We start from the raw sequence: 21581 nt of genomic DNA, 5'->3' as shown, positions 1-21581 counted from the left end.
AACTTAGCAACCTGACCGGGCTCGCCAGATAATAAACTTGTTGTTGCGGGCTAGTTGCTCGACCCTGCCGAATGATTGCTGCAGCGTATCGCCGTAGGGAAGGTGGCGATTGGCGACCAACACCAGTTCGCCTCCAGAATTGAGAGCGTTCGCACATTGGCCAAGCAGGCGGCGTCCCGCAAAGTCGTCCACCGTGTGACTGAGGTGGAAAGGTGGATTGCACAAAATGCGGTCGAAGTGCCCGGCGAGACCGCGGAAACCATCCCCATGGTGAAACACAATGGATTTTGTTTCCCCGAGAAGCGCGCGGCAGTTAATCCTTGCCGAGGCGATGGCCATGGCGGACTCATCGAGAAACGTAACCGTTGCTGCGCCGTTTTGCTGCAAAGCGGCGATACCCAGTACGCCGTTGCCACAGGCGAGGTCGGCGACCTGTGTCGCAGGCGGCAACCGATGAAGATTTTCCAGCAGAAATCGAGTGCCGATGTCCAATCGTTCACGACTAAAAACATTGGGTAATGCGCACAGTTGCCCGTTCAGAGGCGGGCAGTGATAGCGACTGTAGGCGTCGAGCGTGAAGTCCTTTCCAGGGCTGCCTTGAACAGCGCTGAACAGCCGGGCTTTGCGGCGTCCTCGATGCCTTTCGACAGCGCCGAAATAGCGTTCAATAAGGTCGGCTGTGTGCGGCGAAAGGTGCTTGTCCATCCCGGCAAGGTACAGGCGGGTTCCCGGCTCTAGTAAGTCAGCAAGTTGCGCCAACTGATACTCAAAATAGGCCAGCTGCTTGGGAATACGCAGTAGAACTTGCTGGAATCGGCCCTCGGGACTTGCCGTGCTCCAGCAGATTGCAGGAACTACCCTGCTGTTCTGCGCACAGTTGTCGCGCATTGCCTGCACGCTCAGTGCCGAGTCGGTCCACAGAAGGCGGGGCTGCACGGCGACACAAAGCGCGCCGTGCTCGTCGTTTACCACCAGTGTCTCGCTCGCGGGGTCTGCGGCTTCCAGCAGTAGCATGTCAGCGCCGCACCATGCCTGCAGGGTTTCCGGTTTGCGCCGTGGGTAGCGCTGCAGACGGAAATCGCCCTGCGGACATATAAGCAGGGTGGAGGCGGGGGCCGCCATTATGCTGTCAACTACCGCCCACGTAGAGGGTCAGCCGTTGTCCGGGCTGCAGGTAGGCCCCGGGGTCAAGCGAATTCCAGGCGATTATATCGTTGATGGAGACTTTGAATTTGCCGGCAATAAGATACAGGGAGTCTCCCCGGCGCACTCGATAACTACGCTGCTCACGTTCTGCCCTGGTGGTCAGTGCCAGGCTGCTGGCCCAGTCACTGCCATAGGGGATCATCAGTGTGTCGCCAGCGCGAATGATGCTGCCGCGAATATTATTAACCTCCCTGAGCAGACCCACCTCGGTGTTGAAGTTGCGGGCGATGCGGATAAGGCTGTCACCACGCTTGATGCGATAGTGTTTCCAGCGCACCCTGTCCGCCTCGGTCAGGCTGGCGATACCCGCAGAGAACTTCTCCTGGGCGTCGACTGGCAGCAGTAATTCCTGAGTGGTGTCAGGGGAGGTGGCCCAGCGCAGCTGACCCGGGTTTAGCGCCTCCAGTATATGCATCTCAACCGATGCCAGGTCGGCAGCGCGCGCCATTTCAATTTGCCCACCGGTCTCAGCGACAGCAAAGAAGGGGCTGTTGGCTACCGGCGGTATCTCCACGCCAAAAGCATCGGGAAAGGCGATGATCTGGCTCAGGGCGATCAATCGCGGCACATATTTACGCGTCTCCCGGGGCAACTCCAGTGACCAGTAATCGGTGGCTCGCCCGCGCTGGCGGCTTTTTTTCTGTGCCCGCAGTACTCTACCCTTTCCTGAGTTATATGCGGCCAGGGCAAGCATCCAGTCGTTATCAAGAGAGGCGTGAAGCATCTCCAGGTAATCCAGTGCGGCCCGCGTGGAGGCGCGCACGTCGCGGCGACCGTCGTACCACCAGTCCTGCTCCAGACCCAGGTGCTTTCCGGTAGCGGGCATAATCTGCCACAAGCCGGCAGCTTGTTCGGATGACGTGGCGAACGGGTTCATCGTGCTCTCTACCAGGGGTAGCAGTGCGAGCTCGATAGGCAGCCCGCGCCGCTCTACTTCTTCCACGATGTAGTGCAGGTACAAATCAGCCCGGGCAGATATTACCTTGAGGTAGTTAGGCTGCCTGAGATAGGACTCCCGGGCACGGCCGACCTGGTCATTATGGATCGATTGCCAGCTCAGCTGGAGTCGAATTCGCTCCCAGAGGTCAGCTGGCGGTTTTCCTGCTGCTTTGGGCGCTACCTTTTCGGCGGGGGCAAAGAATACTTCAGCTTGCTCTGCTTCAGGTAGCGGCGTCTCTGCCGCGGACTTCTCTACTGTGGGAACGGACTGGCATGCCGTGAGCATGATAACCAGAGGAAATACTTTAATTAAAGCTTTTAACATATTGTTTATTATAGATATCCAGCGTATAGAAGAGGCGGGAATCAGGCCCGTCCTGTCTAGTCTAAATTTGTGTCATTGAAAAACCAGATGTTTAGGCTGGTAAGTCTAGAAATTATCCTTCCAGCCCCTGACGGCGGCGAACACGGCCTCTGCGTCCGTGCCTTGCAGTTTGCCCTGGCTACGCAGGGAATCGAGCACTGCTGGTTGCTGGCAGCGCACAAACGGGTTGGTATCCAGCTCCAGGGATAGCGTGGACGGTACGGTTGGCTCGCCCTGTTCCCGGGTGGCCCTGGCTTGCCGCAAGCGTTCGGCCAGTTCGGCGTTTTCCGGCTCCACCGCCTCGGCAAAAGCGAGGTTGGCCAGGGTGTACTCATGGGCACAGTAAACCCGTGTGTCGGCCGGCAGCGCTACCAAGGCCTGCAGTGACGCATGCATCATGGCCGGGGTGCCCTCGAACAAGCGGCCACAACCGGCTGCAAAAAGCGTGTCGCCGCAAAACAACACAGGGCTATCCTGCGCAGAGTCGTCACTGCGGGCAAAATAGGCGATGTGGTCCAGGGTATGCCCCGGTACTTCCATTACCTCGAAGGCCGCGCCCAGTACTTCTACCTGGTCACCCGCAGCGACGCGCACATCCACACCCTCTATGGCGGGGTTGAACGGCCCATAGACCACAGGGTCATGGGTCTCACGCAGTTGCAGCACTCCGCCGACATGGTCGAAATGGTGGTGCGTGATAAGAATGCCGGCCAACTGCAGTTGCCTGGCCGCCAGCGCGGCTTCCACGACCGCAGCGTCCCCTGGGTCGACAACAAAGGCCCCGGACTCACCCGGACGGGTCACCAGCCAGATGTAATTGTCGTTGAAGGCGGGAATAGGTTCGATGTTCAGCATAAGCCTGCGTTTCAATTGGGGGGAAATACAGTAACATGGGGGCGCAGCTTGAAGATCGAAAAGGCCCCCACCCGTGAGCGATCAGTTTAACGACATTTTGACAGAACTGGAATCCTGGTATGGCGGCGAACGCGGCGGCTACCTGCTGAGGCAACTGCGAGAAACCTTGCGGCCTCATCTCGAAAATGCATTTGGCTACCATATGCTGCAGATCGGTCCGGTACGCGGCCAGTCGCTGTTCGGGGATTGTCGTATTAATCATCGCATCCATGCGAGTCAATCTGGCGGAGAGGGCATAGGGCTTATCTGCGAAAGCGGCGAAATTCCCCTGGAAAGCGATAGTGTGGATGTAGTCATCGCTCATCATAGCCTGGAGTTCGTCGAGAACCCTCACCAGGTATTGCGCGAGATCCAGCGTGTACTCACTGCCCAGGGGCAATTGCTGATTATCGGCTTCAATCCTTTCAGCGTGCGCGGGGCGGCGACCGCACTACGTGCCTGCTCACCGCGGTCAGCCTGGCGTCAGCACCAGCCGGTGAGCGCACGCCGCCTCACGGACTGGCTGCATTTGCTGGGCTGTGAACTGCAGGATAGCCACTACGTGTATACGCTGCCTGCGCTGGGCAGCGGACGCTTACGCCGGGGGATGGAGTCGCTGGACGGTTGGTGCACGCAACACAACCTGCCGCTGGGCGGAGTTTATGTGCTGCATGCGATCAAGACCGTGATAGCGCAGAACCGCCCCCGCTCCCGACTGCGTCGTCACGGGGAGAAGTTGATAGACCTGGCGGTGCCTAAACCCGCTGTAGCACCCAGCCCTGCACCGCGCGCACCAGCCGGTTCCGGCAGTATTGCGGCACGCAACGGGCGTGGAGACAGTTTGCATTGAAGCGAGTGGAAATTTTTACCGACGGGGCCTGCAGGGGCAACCCCGGACCCGGTGGCTGGGGCGTATTGTTGCGCTACCAGGGCAGGGAGCGCGAGTTATATGGTGGCGAAGCGGAGACGACCAACAACCGTATGGAATTGCGAGCCGCGATAGAAGGTTTGCGCGCGCTTAAGGAAACCTGTGAGGTGGTTTTGACCACCGACTCCGTATATGTGAAAAACGGCATCACCATGTGGCTGCAGGGCTGGAAGCAGAAAGGCTGGAAAACGGCGGGCAGAAAGCCAGTGAAGAACGTTGATTTGTGGCAGGAACTGGACGCGGAAAACCAGCGCCATCGGGTGAACTGGCAGTGGGTCAAGGGGCACAGCGGTCATCGCGAAAATGAGATTGCCGACCAACTGGCAAATCGTGGAATTGATGAGCTGGGTTAAACCCGGCCGCAGAGGAAACTGAAATAGTGCGACAGATTGTTCTCGACACCGAAACCACTGGCCTTGAGGCCTCCCAGGGCCACCGCATCATTGAGATTGGCTGTGTCGAGTTGGATAACCGGCGGTTGACCGGGAATCATTATCACCAGTATGTAAAACCCAATCGGGATATCGACCAGGGCGCAATCGAAGTCCACGGCATCACCAATGAGTTTCTTGCGGACAAACCTGTATTTGAGCGCATCGCCCGTGACTTCCTCGACTTCGTGCAGGGAGCGGAGCTGATAATCCATAACGCGCCCTTCGACCTGGGTTTCCTCAACAGTGAGCTGCAGCGACTGGACCTGAAGGTGGCTTCGCTGGAAGACAGCTGCAGGGTGATCGACACCCTGGTAATGGCCCGCAAAAAACACCCTGGGCAGCGCAACAGTCTGGACGCCCTCTGCCAGCGCTACGACGTGGATAATTCACAGCGCGACCTGCATGGCGCGCTGCTGGACGCCGAGATATTGGCCGATGTTTACCTGGCTATGACTGGCGGCCAGACCACTTTCCAGCTCTCTGCCAGTGATGGTGCGGATGGAGAAACCAGGGTGGAGCAGATCATTCGTTTGTCGGCAGAGCGCGATCCGCTGCCCGTGATTGCGGCATCGGAAGAGGAGTTGGCCGCGCACCAGGCGCAACTTGACGCTATCAGTGACAGCAGCGGTGGCAAGCTGCTGTGGCGAGACGGCTGATCAGATAAACAGGCTGACGCAGGCGAGACCAATCGTCCCCATCACCAGCGTGTACGGCAGAGCCATGATCACCATGCGACCATAGGACAGTCTTATTAATGGCGCCAGCGCAGAAGTGAGCAGGAACAGGAACGCCGCCTGACCGTTGGGGGTGGCCACGCTAGGCAAGTTGGTTCCGGTATTGATGGCCACCGCGAGTTGATCAAACTCTGCACGGCTGATCGTTCCCGCATCCAGTGCAGCCTTGACCTCGCTTATATACACGGTGGCCACAAACACGTTGTCGCTGATCATCGACAGCACCCCGTTGGCAATGAAGAACATAGCCGGGCGAACGTCTGAGCCCATCGCCAGTACGGTGTTGATAACTGGCGTGAACAGGTGCTGGTCGTGGATGACAGCGACGATTGCGAAGAAGACGACCAGCAGTGCAGTAAAGGGCAGTGCCTCCTCGAAGGCGTGTCCTATCTGGTGTTCCTCAATCACGCCGTTGAATGCGGTGAGCAGTACAATCACCATCAGGCCAACCAGGCCTACGGCCGCCCAGTGCATGGCCAGCGCAAGGACCAGTAATAGTGCCACCAGGGCCTGTATCGCCAGTCTGGCGTTGGTGCGACTGTTGCGCTGTGACTGTTCGCGCTCCTCGAATTCCATTAACACTTCGCGAACACGGGATGGTAAGAGGGCGCCGTAGCCGAACTTGCCCGACATCTCCAGAGCCATGCAGGTAAGCAGGCCGCAAACGAGGACGGGAAGGGTGACCGGCGCCATGGTGACGAAAAACTCGAGAAAGTCCCACCCGGCAACGTTGGCGATCAGCAGGTTTTGCGGCTCACCTACCAGGGTGCAAACGCCTCCCAGAGCCGTACCCACGGCGCCGTGCATCAACAGGCTGCGCAGGAACGCGCGGAACTCTTCCAGGTCCTCTCGGCTGCCCTCATCCAGGGAGTCGTCCTGGGAGTGATCGTGATCGTCCTGAGAGAGTCCCTTGCCGGAGGCAACTTTATGGTAGACAGTATAAAAACCGACGCCCACGCTAATCAGCACAGCGGTCACGGTCAGCGCGTCCAGGAAAGCAGACAGCACCGCGGCGACCAGTGAAAACAGCAGCGACAGCGTGATTTTGGAATTTACCTGCAGCAGAATTTTGGTGAAAACGTAAAGCAGCATCTCCTTCATGAAATAGATACCGGCTACCATGAACATCAGCAGCAGGATTACTTCAAAGTTAGCTATGGTCTCATGGTAGACACTTTCCGGTGTCGTCATTCCCATCAGCACCGCTTCAATTGCGAGTAAGCCCCCTGGCTGCAGTGGGTAACAGCGCAGCGCCAGCGCCAGGGTGAAGATAAATTCACCGATAAGCAGCCAGCCCGTGACGAACGGCCCTGCCACCAGCAGAATAACCGGATTCAGCACGAGAAAAGCAAGAATGGTTTTCTTGTACCAGACTGGGGACGGCCCGAGGAAGTTCTTCCAGAAGGCGCTGACTAGAGATTCGCTCATGGTTTGATACGGATCAGAAAATTCGGAGCCCGTATTCTACGCTAATTCCTCCTGAGATGGCGGATAATCCCATTAAAATATCAATGACATTGGTCTACTTGCCCAATACCGATAGCGCGCATACCATAGCCGGTCGTTTCCGCCGAACTGATCAATATGTTCAGACCAGACAATAGCCCGCCCGATTCGCGCACGCCGTCACTGCAGCTGGTTTTCCAGCGTGGGAAACTGGTTAGCCAACTGCGCTCGCCGCAGCTGTGCCTGCTGGAAGAAGAGGTCGTGGGCCGAGATGGTTGGCGGGTGCAGAGGCGCCACTTTCTGGGTTATTGGCATGACCGACCCTGTTTTGCCATCGAGATAGATGATCGGCACCAGCTCGACCCCATGGATTATCAGGTGGGGAGCCTTTGGCAGATTCTCGGCAGGGTGGAAGAACAGCTTTTCGCACTTGCGGGTCGTGCCGCACAGCTGCTGAACTGGGAGCGAGACCATCAGTTCTGTGGACGTTGTGGTGCGCCCATGGACGCCGACCCGGCTGAGCGCGCAATGCGCTGCCAGCCCTGTGGTGTGATCAGTTATCCGCGTATTGCGCCCTGCGTTATTATGCTGGTCACGCGCGGCGAGGAGTTGCTTCTCGCGAACAACGTCAACCACCCTGCAGGCATGTACAGCACATTGGCAGGCTTTATTGAAGCCGGCGAGACCGCTGAGGAGACGTTGATACGAGAAGTAAAAGAGGAGGTTGGCCTGGATGTGGGGCGGCTGCGCTACTTTCATTCGCAATCCTGGCCTTTCCCCAACCAGTTGATGCTTGGCTTTTTCGCCGAATACAGGGGCGGCGAGATCCGCTGTGACCCTGAGGAAATCGCCGATGCGCGCTGGTTTCATTATCGCGCCCTGCCACGCGTGCCACCGCCCGCATCCGTTGCCGGTCAGCTGATTCAACACTACGTTAATGCACTGTCGAACCCCGTGGAGTAATACTTGGAATATATCTATGAATTTGGCCTGTTTCTGGGCCAGGCCATCGTTCTGGTCGCAGCCTTTCTTATCGTCGTCACGGGACTGGTGTCCATTGGACAGAGAAACAAGGCGGAGCTGCATGAGGGACACATTGAAATCCGCAATCTGAACGAGAAATACAAGCAGATTGGCGAGAGTATCGAGCATGTCGTGGCAGACCCGGAAACCCTCAAGGCGAAGCGCAAGGCAACCAAGAAACAGGACAAGCAGGAGGCCAAGGCCGCCCGGAAAGCCAGTAAGCGTGACCAGGATGGCGGTGCCGATTCAGCACAACGCAAGCGCCTTTATGTGCTGAATTTTGATGGTGACATCAGGGCCAGCGCGACCGACAACCTGCGCGAGGAAATCACTGCGGTGCTCAACCAGTCTACTGAAGGTGACGAGGTGCTGGTGAAAGTTGAAAGCCCCGGCGGCCTGGTACACGGATACGGGCTTGCTGCCAGCCAGTTGCGCCGCATCCGCGATGCGCACGTTCCCCTTACTATAGCGGTGGACAAGGTTGCCGCCAGCGGCGGCTATATGATGGCCTGCGTGGCTGACAGGATTATTGCTGCACCGTTTGCGGTCCTTGGTTCAATCGGTGTGCTCGCTCAGGTACCCAACTTCCACCGACTGTTGAAAAAGCACGATATCGATTTTGAGTTATTCACTGCCGGTGAATACAAGCGTACCGTCACCATGTTTGGGGAGAATACCGAAAAAGATCGCGAGAAATTCAATCAGGATCTTGAGGAAACCCACGACCTGTTCAAGGACTTTGTCAGCGAAAACCGCCCCCAGTTGGATATCGCCAGTGTTGCAACCGGCGAAGTCTGGTACGGCACCAAGGCAGTGGAGCGGGGCCTGGTCGATGACGTACAGACATCTGATGCGTTTATCCAGGCGCAGTTGAAGGAGCGGGACGTGTTCGACGTGCGCTTTGTCCACAAAAAGACCTGGCAGGAAAAGCTGGGCATGGCCGCAGAGAGCTCCCTGGAAAGAGCGTTCCTCAAAATCTGGCAACGGGGGCAGGGCCGTCCCCCGGTTTGATCAATCGCTACTGTAGCGATTGAGGTCAAACAAGCCATATTCGACAGGGTTCTGCCATTCGTACCGCGCATGGGCCTTGTCGACAAAACGCCAGAACCATGGCGCGTTGCGCCTTACCCCGTAGCGCGTGAGGAGTGCCTGATACTCTTTCTCGCTCTTTAGTGCCGCAATGTCAGCGGCAAATTTCGTCAGCTCAGTCTCTTCGACCTGGAAAAAATAGTTGGGGTAGGCGCCGATGAAACCCTGTACCAGCGTAATACTGTCTTCGCCGGGCAATCGACGCTCATCCTCCCGGAACAGCTGCGCGATGTTGGAGTGTGCCGAGTTGCGCAACATGGTATAGAAGCGATCCTGTTCCCTGCCGATCAGGTTGATGAAGCTCACATCAGGCAGGAAGCTGTTGTGGGCCCCGACGGCTGCTTCCATTGCGGCGAGAGTGGTCACAACCTGGTCTGGCGCGCCACGCCCTCGATAGGCAAACGTCGGCGCCTCTGCACCATACAGGCGATCACGCAGCATAGTCAGCAGTTCAGCCTTGGGGTCGTCAGTGCTGTATTCGATAGCCGCGGTGTCCTGCTCCAGTGCACTGCGCTCAATGAAGTGACTGCGAGTTCCTTTGGGTGCATCACGGTACCAGTGGTCCCACAGGGGTAAACGCTGATCCTGCGGCATGAATAGCAGGAAGTTAAACTCACCTTCCATACGCAGAAAGTCCATGTAAAGCCGTGACTCCAGCTGGTGAGAGACAGACCCGTAGACATCGAACCCCGCCACCAGCAGGTAATGAATGCGCTCCAGCAGCGGATAATCGATGACCCATGCGGTTTTGGGAACATTGCCGATCAGCCCTGTCTCCACCGATGCCGTGTCGAAATGGCGAAAAATCGTCAAGGCAGCATTGGGGTTATGCCCATCGCCGTCCCAGATCGAGTTCAGGCTCAAGCGTCGCCCCTGCGCTACTTTCTTGCGAATGAAGCGTGAGCGAGCACGTTGGTACCTTTCATGGGACTTTGCATAGGCCCGCCAACTCAGCAGGTCAATTGGAGTGCCGGTCGTCGGCGTGGGCAGGCGCATCTTGTCCATTTCCCGCGCCAGGAAGCGCGCGTCAACTTCAATGTCCATGCGATCGGGGTTGGCAAACACCACCCAGAAGTGATCATCAATAACGTTGAGCGCGATCTGCCCCCGGCACACCGGCCCCTTGATGAAGTTCATGATCGTGAAACGGGATTCTTCCAATATGAAGCGGTAGCGGGAGTCGATGGGCAGGTCCACGAAGGCCTTGAACGGATTCGCTGCGACATCCTGTGCATACCCGGGCAAGGAGACCACTTTGTAGTCCGGCTCGATGAAAAGCTGCCGGTACCAGTCCATGCGCTCCTGATCGAAACGATAGGGCATGTGCGTTTTGTCCAGCGCGGTTACCGGCATGCGTTGCAGTCGGTAGTAGACGCGGTCCACGCCGGGATCATCGTAGGGGCGACGAGTGCTGATCAGTTGCAGCGGCTCCCCCGGAGCAGTGCGCGACCGCACCAGACGGAACCACAGCGGATGGTCGCTCTCGTAGAGGTAGAGGTTGGCCAGGAACAGGTGCTCGTAAATATAGCGTGCCATCAATCGCTGGCGGGGAGTATCGCCGTTGAGAAACGCTTCCCAGTCAGCCAGCAAGTCCTGGGTGGCTGCCGGTACAGGGGCAAGCGCAGGAGGAGGTGCACCTTGCTCTAGCCAGCCTGTAAGCGTTTTGTGTTGCTGCTGACTCAGGCCCGGTAAGCCGTAAGGCATACCCCACAGCGGTTTTTCATCTGCGTAGGCATCGAATTCGTCCTCTTTGGGGCACTGTTGATCCCTGGCCAGCGAGAAATCGAAGCCGGCAGGGACAGGGCCTTCGGTCGGCAGGGGGTGCTCCTGCTTGAGCTCGAGTAAGCGGTACATCACGCCTTGTTCCGGATCCTGGTTATTGATCACCGGGTAAAAGCCCTTTTCTCGCCATTGTTTGTTGGTATAGGCGTCATCAAACAGGCGGGTCAGGTTGGCGGTGATCAGGCGGCCGCCGTCGTATACCAGGTCCTTGCTGGCCCCACGTTCCAGGCCGGCCTGTGCTTCCAGCTTGAGTTGGCAGGGCGCGTCGTAGCAACCGTGGCAGACCATGCAGCGGTGTTCGATAATCTCCATGGGCGTGTCGGTGGATACCGCTGTAGGCGGCGCCGACTGCAGTTGGGAAGTTGAAGGCTGAACTGTGGAATCAGCTGCAATCGCGGACGCGAACAGACTCCAGCGCATTCCGGTTTTGATGCCGATGTCGTTTGGATCAGGCTGGGAATTACTCTCGGATTGGGAATTGATGTCGTTCGGCGCAGGCGTCGCCTGGGGGGCTGGTTGCGGACACTTGCCGCGCATCAGGATCGCACGATTAGCCAGGGCGTCGCTGTCATGCTCACTATCGGCAAGCACAGCTGCGCTGATATCTGCCTGGGGATTGGCGCAGGGATCTTCCTCTTCCTGGGTCAGCACGGCGACGACGCCGATCAAAAAAACTATCAGCAAGAATATCCCGCCGCGTAACAAAGGGTTCTGGTGCATGGTTGATTCTATCCCGGTTAAATACCGCCAGCGATGAGCATGGCATCAGATGATGTAGGGCTCGATCTCGTCGGTTTTGAGTGCTTTAACTGCCTGGTGGTGGCTGAGGAATACTCTGCCTGAGAGCCTCTGGATAAAATCGACACTCTTTAGTGCATCCATCACCGGCCCTTTCACCTCACTCAGGTTCAGCGTTATTCCCTGCTCCCGCAATCGATGGTCAATGGCTTCAAGTGCCTCCAGGGCGCTCATGTCGATTTCATTCACAGCAGTGCACTGGAGGATAACATGTTCAATGCTGTCGTTAGCGGCCACCCATTGATAAATGTAATCTTCAAGGTAACTGGCGTTGGCAAAGTAAAGACTCTCATCGATACGCAGCGAAACCAGGTTCGGATGCGTAATAACGCTGTGGCGTTCCACGTTACGGTAATGCTCAGTACCGGCGACGGCGCCTACCACGGCTATATGTGGTCGGGTTGTTTTGTAGAGATGCAGCAGGACCGACACGAGTATGCCCGTTAACACGCCCAGCTCTATCCCCAGCATCAGGGTGGCGACAATAGTCGTGCAGATCGCGGTAAAATCAGAGATCGAATAGCGCCAGGCACGGCGTACCAGGTCCAGGTCAACCAGGCTGCTGACGGCCACAATGATCGTGGCCGCCAGCGTTGCATTAGGCAAGTAGTAGAGCAATGGGGTCAGAAAGAGGGCCGCCAGAGCGATGCCTGCGGCTGCCAGGATGCTTGCCGCAGGGGTTTGTGCGCCCGCGTCGAAATTGACCACTGAACGGGAAAAACCGCCGGTGACAGGAAAGCCTCCCGAAAATGCAGAGGCCACGTTGGCACCGCCCAACGCCACCAGCTCCTGGTTGGGGTCAATCCGCTGACGTCGCTTTGCGGCCAGTGTCTTTCCCACCGAGACCGACTCTACGAAACCGATTATCGCGATCAGCAATGCTGAGAGAGCTAATTGCGACCACAGCCCCGGGTCCAGTGGCGGCAGGGCAAGTGAGGGCATTCCTCTCGGCACTGCGCCAACCAGTGCAACACCTCTGTCAGCAAAATGGAACAGGTAGCTACCCGCCACGGTGCCCACAATCAATAATACAGGGCCGGCCTTGGCCAGAATGCTCGCCACGTCCTGCGACAGGCCCGCGCGACGCAATAGCGGCTGAAGTCCGCGGCGAGCCCAAACCAGGAACGCGATGGCCAGCAAACCGGTGACCAGTGTGATGGGATTGGTGTCGGGAACGTGCATCAACAATGAGCTGAGTTGGGTGGGCAGGTTGTGCCCCTGCGCCGGCACCCCGAGAAGATGCTTCACCTGCCCCAAAGCGATAATGAAAGCGGAGGCGGTGATGAACCCTGAAACCACAGGATGGGAAAGAAAATTGGCGAGAAAGCCAAAACGCAGGAATCCCATGACCAGTAACATGATGCCGGATAATGCTGCCAGCGCAATGGCCGCCGCGGCATAATCTGCACTGCCAGCTTCAGCGACCTTGCCAACCGCCATCGCAGTCATCAACGACACCACGGCCACGGGACCCACGGAAAGGGTTCGACTGCTTCCCAGTAAGGCATAGACGATAAGTGGAAGAATACTGGCGTAGAGCCCCATCTCCGCGGGTAACCCGGCGAGCAAGGCATAGGCCAACGACTGCGGTATGAGCATGATAGTGACGACGCTTCCGGCGAGCAGGTCACTGGCAAAGGTCGCTTTGCGGTAGCCTCGCAGCCACTCCGGGGGCATGATCATCTCCTGACGACAGACGCTAGGGGGCTGCCGACGACCAGGCCACCCGTCTCCGCGAAACTTGAGCCGTTTATACTATCAGACGATGCATCCTTCGGCAGCCGCGCTGGCGTTATTGACCAGGTTATTCATGGGGCCGGCCAGTCTGGCGCTTTGATCCAGCCGGTCCCGGGGGCATTCTCTGCCGGTCACCTTCGGCGCGACCGTGACGGTATGGCTGGCACCGGGACGAGTAACCAGGGCGGGGGTTACTTTACGCTTCGCTGAAACGGTTTATAACCATCTTGCCCAGGGCCATCTGGTGCACCTGGTCGGGACCATCGGCCTGACGACACCAGCGCGCATAGTTGAAACCCTCAGCCATGCAGTAGTCCTCGGTGAGACCGCCCGCACCATGCATCTGCATGCAGCGGTCGATAACCGTCTGCATCATGATGGGCACACTGGTTTTGCTGGCCGCGATGAGGTCCATCGCGCCCTTGGGGCCGACTTCGTCCATGCGCGCACAGGTTTTCAACACCAGCAGGCGCGCCATCTCGATTTCTGAATAACTCTTGGAAATCTCCTCCCGTACGGACTGGTGGCGATCCAGCGTGCGGCCGAAGGTAGTGCGAGACACGACGCGCTGGCAGGCCAGCTCCAGGGAGCGCTGGGCAATGCCGATCAGACGCATACAATGATGAATGCGTCCGGGACCGAGGCGGCCCTGGGCTATTTCGAAGCCGCGACCTTCCCCCAGCAGCATATTTTCCAGCGGTACGCGCACATCAGTGAAGCGCATCTCGGCATGCCCCAGCGGTGCATCGTCATAGCCTAGGGTTGTCAGTGCACGCATCACTTCCACCCCTGGTGTCTCGCGTGGGACCAATACCTGGCTCTGCTGCAGGTGTCGATTTTCATTGTTCGGATCGGACTTGCCCATCACGATAAAGATCGCGGTGCGGGTATGCATCGCGTTGGAAGTAAACCATTTGCGGCCGTTGAGTACCCATTCCTCACCATCCCGTTCAATACGGAGTTCAACATTGGTCGCGTCGGAACTGGCAACCTGCGGTTCGGTCATGGCATAGGCTGAACGAATTTCGCCCTTGAGCAGCGGCGTCAACCACTTCGCCTGCTGAGCCTCCGTGCCATACTTCATGAAGACTTCCATGTTACCCGTGTCGGGGGCACTGCAGTTGAATACCTCCGGGCTCCACAACACCCGCCCCATTGTTTCCGCAAGTGGGGCATAGTCAAAATTGCTGAAGCCATCGTGATCAGCAAACTCTGCGAGGCCGGGGGGAATAAACAGGTTCCACAGGCCTGCGGCCCGGGCCCTGGTCTTTAGCTCCTCCATCAGTGGCAGGGGCGCCCAGCGGTCTTCTGCCTCACGCAATTGCCGCGCATAGTTCTCCTCGTTCGGATAGATATGCTCATCCATGAATGACTGCAGTTTGGCCTGTACTTGCTGTGAACGCTCGCTGAACTGGTACATGGGCTTACTCCGGATCCTGGGTGAGAAATGATAATAGGTGCCCTGCCATCATCACTCAAATTTATTCGCTCTATAGTTTGGTATTGACCAAATCAATGTCCATTGTGGGCGATTTTCTTAGTACGGTGAAACGCGCATAATGGTGCCGCTCAATACGACGACGTCATTGAAGAGGGATCAGGAGCATGTGGTATGCCATCATCACCCAGGATGTAGAGAACAGCCTGGAGGGCCGCAAGCGCAATCGCGAGGCGCACCTGCGCCGCCTGCAGGAATTGGTTGACCAGGGGCGCTTGCTGATTGCAGGCCCGCACCCGGCCGTTGATGCTGAGGATCCGGGAGAAGCGGGGTTCACCGGAAGCCTGATTGTTGCGGAGTTTGAGTCACTGGAGGCGGCACAAGCCTGGGCAGACTCGGACCCTTATGCTTTGCACGGCGTGACCCGCAAGGTGGTAGTCAAGCCCTACAAGAAGGTTCTGCCCTGATAACAATGGCCCTTGTTCGTCAGCGGGTGATCATAGACAATGAATTTCTGGTCCGCGGCAGGCTTTTTGCTTTCGCCTGCGGTCCTTCCCCGGTTACAACATTTGCCGTGCTCCACGCGGCAGGGACAGAGGTTTGTCAAAATCAGAACCCGTAAGGGACGCGCAACGCACTATTACGCTTGAGGAACTATTGCCTGTACTGCGCGAGCAGGGTGGTCGCGTGCTGCGTTCCACAGGCGAATATGCATCCGGTATGGCCAAAATTTATATGGCCATGCGTCCACTGGCCAGCCTGTTCAACCGGTCGGCTGACATTACCGAGGCAGAGCTGCACACCGCGCTGGACGCCTTGTTCAGCTCGTTGCAGGACCACCCTGTGACCGCCCAGTTGACCCAGCTCACGCGACGCCTTCGCGCTGACAATATCCTCCCCAACGAGGAAAGTACCGAAAACCTGCTGCGCTACCTGATGGACCAGTTCACCGCCCGGTCAGTTTTCCCCATTCCCGAACAGGTCACAGAAGAGTTCTGGCGTTTCTTCAACGAACTCATGAGCGAGCCCGAATTGAAGGGGCTGGGTGAGGTCAGTCTGGACGTGGCACGCATTGTTGCCAATGCCTACGAACCGCTGCTGGTGACCGTCATCAACCAGTTGAAGCACATGCGTCACAGCAACAATCGTCATCTGCGCGAGATCTTCAACGAAACCGGTATGTTGCGCTCGGACCTGGATATTTTCCGTCGGCAAATTGGTGCCCTGGCGTATATCCGCGAGTTTTTCGACACCGACCCGGAGAATTTCAAAGCCCAGGCCGCAATTGTGGCGCAGATGGTGCGCGAATTCGGTCCGTTTTTTATCAAAATGGCGCAGGTCGCCGCCTCGGGGTCGGATTTTCTCCCCGAGGAAATCAGCGACGCGCTCTCGGTGTTCCAGGAAGACGTCGAGCCGATGACCCCTGCGGAAGTGGAGCAGGCCTTCCTGGAGAGCTTCGGCGAACTGCCAGGCAAGCGGTACTATGATTTTGACGCATCCAAACCGCTAAAGTCCGGCTCTATAGCATCGGTTTTCGTTGCAGAAAAGCCGGTGCTGAATCGTCGCGGTCGCCAGGAACTGAAAACCGTAGTGGTCAAGGTGGGCCGCCACAATCTCGAGCGTGAGTTTGTCATTGGCAAAATGGTGATCAAGCTTGCGATACTTAGCAGCCAGTACTGGGCGCCGCATTCCAAACTGTCTCCCTTCCTTTCCTCGTGGCTGGACCAGGTGGATCTTTTCGTGGAGGGCTTCAGGGCCGAGCTGGATTTTGAAGCTGAAGCGCGCGTACAGGCCCGCTTTGCCGAGCGCGCGAGTTATACCGGTGGTTGGCACGTACCCCGCGTTTACCAGACAACCCGCCGCGTGATAGAGATGGAGTATGTGGAGAGCGCCAACAGTCTATCCACTGCGTTCCGTGACCTTGGCAAGCGCCGATCACTGCGCGCCAGACGCAAGGTAGGGCGCGCCTTTTTACACACGGTGCTATCTCACCTGTTTGTCTATCGCGAGTTCCATGGCGACCTGCACCCGGGCAACCTGTTGGTCGATGAGGAGCAACGGCTGTACTTTATCGACTGGGGTAACAGCGTGGACATCAGCGAGATCTGGCGACCGGCGCTGCGCTACCTGCAGGCCGTGTTTGCCGCCGATGCACAGGCCATCACTGATGCCATGATCGGGCTGGGTACCGAACAGGATCAGTTACGGTCACGGCGCGAGGAAATGCTGGGTCACATTCGCGAGGCGCTCACTGAGAACAGCGTCACCCCCATAGGTCCTGATTTCCTCCTGGTGCTCTATCAGGAAGGTACGGACGGCTTGAAGGCACGGCTTGACCTGGCGATCTCCCTGGGTACATTGATGAGCCGGCAGGGCATTGTGATCAGTGGTGACTACCTTCACCTCACCCGTTCTATTACTGCCATGGTGGGATCGTACCTGGGGATATATAGCGGTGTTTCACGTCTGGCCCTGGCGCAGGACGCGATGATTGTCATGTGCCGTTTCCCCTCTCTGGAGGGCTACCGGCAGGCGACTGGTTATCGTCGTCGCCTGTTGCGCCAGGTGGCCAGGGACCTGCCCGTGGGTCTGCTCAGGAACCGATCTGAACCAGCTACGCAAGCCTGATTAGTCAGGCGACGACGCCGCTGCTGCGCAAGGCCTCGATGTCCTCTGCTGAATAGCCAGCCGCTTCGAGAATTTCTGTGGTGTGCTCCCCCAGGCGGGGCGGGTGGCGATTGAGGCTCGCCGGGGTAGCAGACAAGTGGCCCGGGTAGCGCACGTAGCGCAGCGTGCCCAGCTCAGGGTGTTCTGCATCAAAGATTGTGCGGTTGTGTTTTGCCTGCGGGTCCTCGGCGAACTCACGAATGGTTTTAACTTTGCCAAATGGAACACCGTGGGCGTCAAACCGCGCCAGCAGTTCGTCCGTAGGCCACCTGGCGATCTCTGTTTCGATTGCGTCCAGCCAGGGTTCAAAGTCGTTGATGCGCTCGACGACATTGCGCATGCCCTCGCGCTCCAGCAGTTCTGTACACTCAAGCGCCTCGCAAAGTCCTTTGAAATGATTGTCCTGCAGCGCCATACCCACCACATGGCCATCTCTGGTGGCAAAGGTGCGCAGTACGGCAAGTGGCTGCGTATCTGGCATGTCCGATGGCTGGAAACTGTCTACCGGCAACATATCAGGCAGTGAGTTGGCTGCGTAGGCGTCGATCATCGGCACATCCACGCGCTGGCCCTTTGCCGTGCCGTTGATGCCATCTCTTGCATAGAGTGCGGCGAGCGTTACGCCAGCGGCGGTAGTAGCAGTCGTTTTGTCGACAATTGCGGACTGAATCAGTTGTGGTTTGCCCCCGTGGGCAGCACCCTGGATGTGCATCATGCCGACCAGGCCCTGGGCAATCGGGTCGTACGCCGGTCGGTCGGAATAGGGCCCGGAGGGACCAAAGCCGGTAATCGCTACGTAAATGAGACGTTCATTCAAGGTTTTCAAGTCGTCATAGCCGATACCCAGCCGGTCCGCCACGCCGCCGCGAAAATTCTCCACCAGGATATCTGCACTCTCGGCCAGGGTTTTCAGTACGGCAACGCCTTCAGCTGACTGCAGGTTGAGTGCGAGGCTACGCTTGTTGCGGTTCATCTGGCAGTAAAAACCGGTAAGCCCACCGCGCTCTGGCGGCATCATCCAGCGCGCGACTTCACCGTGGGTAGGTTCGATCTTGATGACTTCAGCGCCCAGGTCGCCCAGCATCTGGCTGCACAGTGGGCCAGTGATCATCGAGGTCACGTCGAGTACGCGCACTCCACTGAGTGGGCCGGTCGCTGTACCGTCGAGTGTGATGTCCATAGTTCAGGCCCCCGGATTCAATAGTCCAGTATTCAGGTGCGATGTAGCACAGCGATAATTTCACGGCGTAGCGCAGCCGGGTTGACGACCTTGTCGAAGGCCATCGCATCGGCCGGCACCCAGGCGCCAGACTGTAACTCCTGCAACCGGCCAGCATCTTCGGCGCTGGCCTTGGCGGCTTCGGCTCCACCTATCGCCGGCATGCCGCCCAGTGACACCGAGGGGAGGGCGATGCTGATCGCCTGCCGGTCCCAGGGATTCATGCCCATAACCGACGAACCAAAACCAAAGGCCTTGCGCAGTGTAACTACGATCTTGCGGCCGCGGTAACGCCGCTGTGCGGCAAACATTCGTCCCGCGGCTTTGAGCACACCCTCCTGTTCTGATTGCGGCCCTGGCAGCACGCCGGGATTATCCAGTAAGGTCAGCAGCGGCAGCCCGAAGGCGTTGGCAATCTCGATAAAGTGCGCTGCCTTTTCGGCCGCTGCCACAGTGATTGCACCGGCCAGCACGTTTGGCTGATTGGCCACAACCATCGTTGGCACGCTACCGAAGCGGGCCAGGGCACAGATCAGCGAACCGCCATAGCCGGGCTGTAATTCAATGTAACCGCCATCATCTGCGATGGCCTGTAGTACTTCCCGCATATCGTAGGATGCGTTACCTGTGGGCGGAATGATATCCAGCAGCGCATCGACATCGCCTGGCTGCGCTTCCGCTCGCTCGTTCGTCACCGGCGACAATTCGCCGCTGCGTTGAGGCATGTATGACAGGTAGTCACGCGCCAGGTTGAACGCTTCCTGCTCACTGCCTGCCAGGTTATGCACGACACCACTGCGCGTCGCGTGCATGACTGCGCTGCCCAGTTCCTCGGGCGTGGTCGTGATCCCCATGGCGGCCTGCACCAGTGGCGGCCCCGCAGTAAACAGGGATGCACCCTCCAGCATGATAATGAAATCTGCAAACATGCCGGTGAGCGCTCCGTGGCCGGCAGAGGTGCCCAGAACAAGTGTCACAACCGGCACTTTTCCCTGAAGGTCGGCCACCAGTTGCAGGTCGTTGGGTGTATTGGGGTAGCGTTCGGTACTGTTCCCCGCGCGTTCGCCTGCTCCGTCCAGCAGCAATACCAGCGGCAGGCGTTGCTCCAGTGCCAGGCGCACCAGCCGTGTTCGCTTGGCTGCATTGGCGTGGCCGATGGACCCGCCTTTTACGGTGAAGTCCTCGGCCAGTGCCACTGCATCGCGGCCATTGATGAGCCCTGTACCGCCGACCACACCATCGCCTGCCAGAGGGACCTGGCCACCCGGGTGGTTGGCGCCAGCCAGTGCACCGATTTCGTTTAACGTGCCTGGATCAAACAGCAGGGCGAGCCGTTCGCGCGCAGTCAGGCGTCCCCTTGCGTGTTGCCGGGCGATCTTTTCCTCGCCCCCCATCGCCTCGGCCTGCGCCTGGCGCTGGTCCAGTTCGGCAAGTAGGCCCTGCCATTGCTCTCGGTTGCTGCTCAAGCGAACTCCTCATTGTGCTGTGTATGCTGACTATAGCTGCAAACAATGCGGTCGTCCCGCCGCAGGACGGCGACTATATAAACCAATGCCGCGTAACCCGGGAAGCTTGTGCAGAAAAGCCGGTTGAGCTCTGGCATGATATGAGTCCAACGCAACACCAATATGATGAGGTCTACCGTGTCCCTGAGCTTTGACAGCGCCCGCCTGCACAATCCATTTATGAACGAGAGCCACGAGGCGTGGCGAGAACAGTTACGTCGCTTTATCGATAAAGAAATTGCACCTTACGTGGATGAATGGGATGAACAGGGTTTCATTCCGGATGAACTGTGGCCCAAGGCCGCTGAATTTGGCCTGCTTGGCCTGGGTTATCCAGAGGAGTACGGTGGCACATCGGAGGGTATCGATCTCTATCATCACAGTATCGTGGGCGAAGAGATCAGCAGGACCAGCCTGGGTGGCCTGCCCAGTACACTGTTGTCTCACGGGATTGGCCTGCCGCCAGTGGTGGCATTCGGGTCAGCCGAGTTAAAGCAGGAAGTGATACCGCCCGTGCTGGCCGGTAAAAAGCGCATCGCGCTGGCTATCACCGAACCCTCAGGCGGCTCGGATGTCGCCAATCTGCAAACCACGGCGGTGCGCGAGGGTGATCACTATGTTGTTAACGGCAGCAAGACCTTTATCTCCGGGGGCATGGGGGCGAACTGGTTTACTGCCGGGGTGCGCACCGGAGCGGAGGGTGCCGGTGGCGTATCGGTACTGGTTATTCCCGCAGATGCGCAGGGCGTGAGTCGCACACCGCTGCCGCGCAAACAGGGCTGGTGGTGTAGCGATACGGCCACGCTTTACTTTGACAACGTCAAGGTGCCGGCAGGTAACCTGCTGGCAGAAGAGGGCCACGGCTTTCTGGTGATTGCCAATAATTTCAATGCGGAGCGCATGGCCATGTGCGTAATGATGGAAGCCAGCGCACGGGTTTGCCTTGAAGAAGCGGTGAACTGGGCGCAGGAACGAAAAACGTTTGGCAAGAGGCTTGCAGATCACCAGGTGATCCGCCACAAGATTGCTGAAATGAAGCAGCGCATCAATGCCTGTCAGGCCTATATACAGCATTGCAGCCGGCAGATGGTTGACGGTACGGCGAATTTTGGTGATATCGCCCTGCTCAAAGTGCAATGCAGCCAGACGATGGAATTCTGTGCGCGGGAGGCCATGCAAATACTGGGTGGTATCGGCTATATGCGCGGCAACAAGGTTGAGCGTATCTACCGTGAGGTGCGCGTAAATGCCATTGGTGGCGGCTCCGAAGAGATCATGCGTGACCTGGCCACTCGTCAGTATCAGTTATAACCCTCGCGGGCATCGCGGTCGCTTCGTGTTAACCGTGTGGCAAGGTCCACAGCATGGAGACGCCCGC

The 21581-nt window shown here is 58.1% G+C and carries 17 protein-coding genes; 8 read left to right on the top strand and 9 right to left on the bottom strand.

Annotated features, from left to right (window positions below; all coding sequences use genetic code 11):
- Positions 1-3: 3 nt before the first annotated feature.
- The 3 genes from C0039_RS09680 to gloB all read right to left on the bottom strand — a co-directional run bounded on the left by C0039_RS09680 (position 4) and on the right by gloB (position 3364).
- Positions 4-1122, bottom strand: coding sequence for a class I SAM-dependent methyltransferase (locus C0039_RS09680; RefSeq protein WP_076001305.1), 1119 nt, complete (start codon positions 1120-1122; stop codon positions 4-6).
- A gap of 7 nt (positions 1123-1129) precedes the next feature.
- Positions 1130-2431: a transglycosylase SLT domain-containing protein gene (locus C0039_RS09675; protein WP_243391589.1), complete on the bottom strand. Its 1302-nt coding sequence runs from the start codon at positions 2429-2431 to the stop codon at positions 1130-1132.
- Between the two features lie 144 nt (positions 2432-2575).
- Complete coding sequence (gene gloB / locus C0039_RS09670) at positions 2576-3364, bottom strand: hydroxyacylglutathione hydrolase (protein ID WP_101517960.1); 789 nt, start codon at positions 3362-3364, stop codon at positions 2576-2578.
- Between the two features lie 73 nt (positions 3365-3437).
- Between gloB and C0039_RS09665 the strand changes: the two genes are divergently transcribed.
- From C0039_RS09665 to dnaQ, 3 genes are read left to right on the top strand one after another with little or no spacing between them, the layout of a single operon-like run.
- Positions 3438-4253, top strand: a complete 816-nt coding sequence (locus C0039_RS09665) for a class I SAM-dependent methyltransferase (protein WP_076001308.1) — start codon at positions 3438-3440, stop codon at positions 4251-4253.
- Entirely contained in the window at positions 4250-4684 is a 435-nt protein-coding gene (rnhA, locus tag C0039_RS09660; protein ID WP_076001309.1) for a ribonuclease HI, read from the top strand. The genes C0039_RS09665 and rnhA overlap by 4 nt, the downstream gene beginning before the upstream one ends.
- Before the next feature lie 26 nt (positions 4685-4710).
- Entirely contained in the window at positions 4711-5421 is a 711-nt protein-coding gene (gene dnaQ / locus C0039_RS09655) for a DNA polymerase III subunit epsilon (RefSeq protein WP_076001310.1), read from the top strand.
- Here the strand turns inward: dnaQ and nhaB are convergent, their stop codons facing one another.
- The gene (gene nhaB / locus C0039_RS09650) at positions 5422-6927 is read right to left on the bottom strand and encodes a sodium/proton antiporter NhaB (RefSeq protein WP_076001311.1); all 1506 of its coding nucleotides are present in this window, start codon (positions 6925-6927) and stop codon (positions 5422-5424) included.
- A 156-nt stretch (positions 6928-7083) separates the two neighbouring features.
- Between nhaB and nudC the strand changes: the two genes are divergently transcribed.
- Together nudC and sohB are read left to right on the top strand one after the other, a co-directional pair.
- Positions 7084-7908 carry an NAD(+) diphosphatase gene (gene nudC, locus C0039_RS09645; RefSeq protein ID WP_076001312.1) on the top strand — a complete coding sequence of 275 codons (825 nt, stop codon included), beginning with the start codon at positions 7084-7086 and terminating at the stop codon, positions 7906-7908.
- A 3-nt stretch (positions 7909-7911) separates the two neighbouring features.
- Positions 7912-8979 carry a protease SohB gene (gene sohB, locus C0039_RS09640; RefSeq protein WP_101517959.1) on the top strand — a complete coding sequence of 356 codons (1068 nt, stop codon included), beginning with the start codon at positions 7912-7914 and terminating at the stop codon, positions 8977-8979.
- Here sohB and C0039_RS09635 read toward each other — a convergent pair whose 3' ends face one another.
- The 3 genes from C0039_RS09635 to C0039_RS09625 all read right to left on the bottom strand — a co-directional run bounded on the left by C0039_RS09635 (position 8980) and on the right by C0039_RS09625 (position 14794).
- The gene (locus C0039_RS09635) at positions 8980-11523 is read right to left on the bottom strand and encodes a fatty acid cis/trans isomerase (RefSeq protein ID WP_243391588.1); all 2544 of its coding nucleotides are present in this window, start codon (positions 11521-11523) and stop codon (positions 8980-8982) included.
- 81 nt (positions 11524-11604) lie between these two features.
- Positions 11605-13314, bottom strand: a complete 1710-nt coding sequence (locus C0039_RS09630) for a SulP family inorganic anion transporter (protein WP_243391587.1) — start codon at positions 13312-13314, stop codon at positions 11605-11607.
- 256 nt (positions 13315-13570) lie between these two features.
- Entirely contained in the window at positions 13571-14794 is a 1224-nt protein-coding gene (locus C0039_RS09625) for an acyl-CoA dehydrogenase family protein (protein ID WP_101517956.1), read from the bottom strand.
- A 185-nt stretch (positions 14795-14979) separates the two neighbouring features.
- Here C0039_RS09625 and C0039_RS09620 point away from each other — a divergent pair, with 185 nt between their 5' ends.
- A complete protein-coding gene (locus tag C0039_RS09620) occupies positions 14980-15279 on the top strand; it encodes a YciI family protein (RefSeq protein ID WP_076001316.1) in 300 nt (99 codons plus the stop codon).
- Positions 15280-15412: 133 nt separating this feature from the next.
- The gene (locus C0039_RS09615; protein WP_101517955.1) at positions 15413-17440 is read left to right on the top strand and encodes an AarF/UbiB family protein; all 2028 of its coding nucleotides are present in this window, start codon (positions 15413-15415) and stop codon (positions 17438-17440) included.
- Between the two features lie 4 nt (positions 17441-17444).
- On the opposite strand, the gene C0039_RS09610 is transcribed toward C0039_RS09615, so the two are convergent.
- Positions 17445-18659 carry a CaiB/BaiF CoA transferase family protein gene (locus C0039_RS09610; protein ID WP_101517954.1) on the bottom strand — a complete coding sequence of 405 codons (1215 nt, stop codon included), beginning with the start codon at positions 18657-18659 and terminating at the stop codon, positions 17445-17447.
- A 32-nt stretch (positions 18660-18691) separates the two neighbouring features.
- Positions 18692-20164 (bottom strand): acyl-CoA carboxylase subunit beta, encoded by a 1473-nt coding sequence (locus C0039_RS09605; RefSeq protein ID WP_101517953.1) that lies wholly within the window; start codon positions 20162-20164, stop codon positions 18692-18694.
- Positions 20165-20341: 177 nt separating this feature from the next.
- Here C0039_RS09605 and C0039_RS09600 point away from each other — a divergent pair, with 177 nt between their 5' ends.
- Positions 20342-21514, top strand: a complete 1173-nt coding sequence (locus C0039_RS09600; protein ID WP_076002400.1) for an acyl-CoA dehydrogenase family protein — start codon at positions 20342-20344, stop codon at positions 21512-21514.
- Positions 21515-21581 lie beyond the last annotated feature (67 nt).

The organism is Pseudohalioglobus lutimaris (assembly GCF_002866825.1).
Lineage (GTDB): Bacteria > Pseudomonadota > Gammaproteobacteria > Pseudomonadales > Halieaceae > Halioglobus > Halioglobus lutimaris.
This window is presented reverse-complemented; position numbering and strand designations above follow the sequence as displayed.